Genomic DNA, 3460 nt, shown 5'->3' with positions numbered 1-3460 from the left:
GCCGTCAGGCGTCAGCCGAGGATCTTCTCCATCGTCTCGATCTCGGCCGACTGGGTCTCGATGATCGTGCCGGCCAGGTCGACGGCCGGCTTGAACCGGCCCTCGTCCTGCTCGGTCTCGGACATCTCGATCGCGCCCTCGTGGTGCTCGATCATCATCTCCAGCCACATGTCCTGGAACTCGGCGTCGGAGGCCTTCTCCAGCGCCTCCATGTCCTCGGCGGACATCATCCCGGGCATGTCGTCGTCCATGCCCTCCATCGAGTCGGACATGCTGCTCTCGTCCTCGCCGCCGTGGCCCTCGTGACCGCCGTTGACGTGGTCGCGCATCGTCGAGGGCACCTCCTCGCCCCACTCCTGGAGCCAGCCGGACATGGTCTCGATCTCGGGGCTCTGGGCCGCCCGGATCGCGTCGGCCAGCTCCTGCACCTCTGGCTCGAGGGGGCGGTCCATGGTCAGGTCGACCATCGACATCGCCTGCGCGTGGTGCTGGATCATGTCGGTCGCGAAGGCGACGTCGGCCTTGTTGTGCTCGGTCTCCGAGAGCTTCTGGGGAGCCTCGGCCTCCTCGCTGCCGCCACCGCAGGCGGACAGCGTCAGCAGCACAGCCAGGCCGGCCGCGGCCCAGGTCGCGCGGAAGAGGGGACGTTGCGTACGCATCTGTTGTTTCTCCTTGTCATGTGCGTGGTCTCGGGCGTCGCTGACCCACCTGCGGACCCGGGCAGCGCCCGGGTCGCAGCTGGGATCAGGCCGCTCAGCACCTGATGACGGAGAAGGCCCACTCCGGTGGCGGGCCGTTCGCGGGATGCATGACGAACGGCGCGGTCCCGTCGATCCGGGACCGGTCGCGGGCCCGGGCGAACCACCAGGCAGGAGTACGCCGCCACAACCCGCTCAGGAGCAGCGCGCCCGCAGCGAGCAGGAACGCGGCGCACAGCACCATCATCGTGTGCCCGTCGCTGCCCGGCTGCCCGGTGTGGTCGGCCGGTGCGTGGTCGGCCGGTGCGTGGTCGGCCGGTGCGTGGTCGGCCGGTGCGTGGTCGGCCGGTGCGTGGTCGGCGTGCTCGACGGAGTGCGCGTGGTCCACGTGGGCGGCGGGCAGGCTCAGCCTGCCGTGCTCACCGTCGGTGCCGGTGCCGTGCAGGCTCAGCCCGTGCATGGCCAGCAGGCCGGCCACCGTGACCACGACCGCTGCCAGCAGCGCGGCGCGAGCGACCGCACGGGTCGTACGCCGCTGTCGTCGGGCTGCCGTCCACACACCGCACACCCTAAGCAGTCGTGGGCGGTTGGACAAAGCGGGATCCGAGATCGGATATCCCTTGCAAGTTCATACCCCCATGGGGTATGAACTGCGGGTAGGCACAACGAACGAGCAAGGGGGCGACATGACGTCGCATGACGAGCACCTGCACGCCGGACACGACCACGCCGGACATCAGCACGCGATGCACGAGGGGCACGGAGGTCACGACGGGCACGGTGACCACTCCGGGCATGCCGCCCATGGGGCGCACGGCGGCGCCGGGGTGAACGCGATGGCGGCCAGCGCCACGCTGCACTGCCTCACCGGGTGTGCGATCGGCGAGATCGCCGGCCTGATGATCGGCACCGCGATCGGACTCGGCACCGGGTGGACGATCGTCCTTGCCGTCTCGTTGGCGTTCCTGTTCGGCTACGCCCTCTCGACCCTGCCGCTGCTCAAGTCGGGTCTGGCCCTCGGGGCGGCGCTCAGTGTCGTACTTGCGGCCGACACTCTCTCGATCGCCACGATGGAGCTGGTCGACAACCTGGTCATGGCGCTCATCCCGGGGGCCATGGACGCCGGCCTGGTCAACGTGGTGTTCTGGGTCGGGATGATGATCGCTCTCACGGTCGCCTTCGTGGCCGCCTTCCCGGTCAACCGATACCTGCTCCAGCGGGGCAAGGGACACGCGCTGACGCACGAGTACCACGACGCGGCGCCGGTCCAGGAGGGCTTCCGCCGTTACATCCCCTCGTTCTCGAGCGGCGCCATGGCGGCGGTGATCTTCGCTTTCATGCTCGGCGGTCTCTCGGTCTCCGTCGCCGACGAGCTCGGTGGCGACCCGGCCCCCGCCGAGCAGATGGAGATGCAGGGCCACTGACGGCCCCGGTGGACCCGACACGCCCGAACAAGTGTTCACATCGAACGCTTGTTCGGGCTAGTGTGTGTGCTGGGTGGAGCTTGGTTCGTGCTTCGCGATCGGCCCGGAAAATGAGTTCGTGAAACACCGTGCCGGAGGGTCCCGTTCAGAAACTGTCGGTGGTCCCGTCTAGCGTCTGCCTTGATGACGACGAAGACACGTGGACAAGCGGCAGGCAGGGGCAAGAAATCTGCTCCTCAGGAAGGAAAGAACATGGCGGCAGGTGATCGCGAGAAGGCATTGGATGCCGCTCTCGCCAACATCGAAAGGCAGTTCGGCAAGGGCTCGGTCATGCGGCTGGGCGACGAGACGAAGGCGCCGCTCGAGGTGATCCCGACCGGGTCGATCGCGCTCGACGTGGCGCTCGGTCTCGGTGGTCTGCCTCGCGGCCGGGTCGTCGAGATCTACGGCCCGGAGTCCTCGGGTAAGACGACGGTCGCGCTGCACGCCGTGGCCAACGCCCAGCGGGCCGGCGGCATCGTGGCGTTCATCGACGCCGAGCACGCGCTCGACCCGGAATACGCGAAGAACCTCGGTGTCGACACCGACGCCCTGCTGGTCTCCCAGCCCGACTCCGGTGAGCAGGCCCTGGAGATCGCCGACATGCTGATCCGATCGGGTGCGCTCGACCTGATCGTCATCGACTCCGTAGCGGCGCTGGTGCCGCGGGCCGAGATCGAGGGCGAGATGGGCGACAGCCACGTCGGTCTGCAGGCACGACTGATGAGCCAGGCGCTGCGGAAGATGACCTCGGCCCTCAACAACTCCGGCACGACGGCGATCTTCATCAACCAGCTGCGCGAGAAGATCGGCGTGATGTTCGGCTCGCCCGAGACCACGACCGGTGGTCGCGCGCTGAAGTTCTACTCCTCGGTGCGACTCGACGTGCGCCGGATCGAGACGCTCAAGGACGGCACCGACATGGTCGGCAACCGCACCCGCGTCAAGGTCGTGAAGAACAAGGTGGCCCCGCCGTTCAAGCAGGCCGAGTTCGACATCATGTACGGCAAGGGCATCTCCCGCGAGGGCGGCCTGATCGACGTCGGTGTCGAGGCGGGCCTGGTCCGCAAGGCCGGCGCTTGGTACACCTACGAGGGTGACCAGCTCGGTCAGGGCAAGGAAAACTCGCGCAACTTCCTCAAGGACAACCCCGACCTGGCCAACGAGCTGGAGAAGCGGATCCTGGAGAAGCTCGGCGTGGTGCCGACGGTCGAGGCGGAGGCTGCTCCCGCGGCCGAGCCCGCCGGTGTCGAGGACTTCTAGGTCCGTCTGATCCGTGGCTTCGTCCAAGCGTGACCG

Annotated in this window: 4 protein-coding genes; 2 read left to right on the top strand and 2 right to left on the bottom strand. The window is 68.1% G+C overall.

What is annotated here, in order from left to right; all coding sequences use genetic code 11:
* Positions 1-11: 11 nt before the first annotated feature.
* Both ACFVJS_RS26665 and ACFVJS_RS26660 read right to left on the bottom strand, forming a co-directional pair.
* The gene (locus ACFVJS_RS26665) at positions 12-659 is read right to left on the bottom strand and encodes a DUF305 domain-containing protein (RefSeq protein ID WP_378886578.1); all 648 of its coding nucleotides are present in this window, start codon (positions 657-659) and stop codon (positions 12-14) included.
* A gap of 94 nt (positions 660-753) precedes the next feature.
* Complete coding sequence (locus ACFVJS_RS26660; protein ID WP_378886577.1) at positions 754-1257, bottom strand: hypothetical protein; 504 nt, start codon at positions 1255-1257, stop codon at positions 754-756.
* 127 nt (positions 1258-1384) lie between these two features.
* Between ACFVJS_RS26660 and ACFVJS_RS26655 the strand changes: the two genes are divergently transcribed.
* Both ACFVJS_RS26655 and recA read left to right on the top strand, forming a co-directional pair.
* Positions 1385-2122 carry a DUF4396 domain-containing protein gene (locus ACFVJS_RS26655; RefSeq protein WP_378886576.1) on the top strand — a complete coding sequence of 246 codons (738 nt, stop codon included), beginning with the start codon at positions 1385-1387 and terminating at the stop codon, positions 2120-2122.
* 252 nt (positions 2123-2374) lie between these two features.
* The gene (recA, locus tag ACFVJS_RS26650; protein ID WP_165111105.1) at positions 2375-3424 is read left to right on the top strand and encodes a recombinase RecA; all 1050 of its coding nucleotides are present in this window, start codon (positions 2375-2377) and stop codon (positions 3422-3424) included.
* Positions 3425-3460 lie beyond the last annotated feature (36 nt).

Source organism: Nocardioides sp. NPDC057772, from assembly GCF_042798075.1.
GTDB lineage: Bacteria > Actinomycetota > Actinomycetes > Propionibacteriales > Nocardioidaceae > Nocardioides.
The sequence above is the reverse complement of the archived record's forward strand: the minus strand, read 5'-3'. Positions and strand labels throughout refer to the sequence as shown.

What these genes read in the sequence shown, in the direction of transcription:
- recA (WP_165111105.1), top strand. Translation starts at nt 2,375, where the DNA reads ATGGCGGCAGGTGATCGCGAGAAGGCATTGGATGCCGCTCTCGCCAAC.
- ACFVJS_RS26655 (WP_378886576.1), top strand. Translation starts at nt 1,385, where the DNA reads ATGACGTCGCATGACGAGCACCTGCACGCCGGACACGACCACGCCGGA.
- ACFVJS_RS26665 (WP_378886578.1), bottom strand. Translation starts at nt 659, where the DNA reads ATGCGTACGCAACGTCCCCTCTTCCGCGCGACCTGGGCCGCGGCCGGC.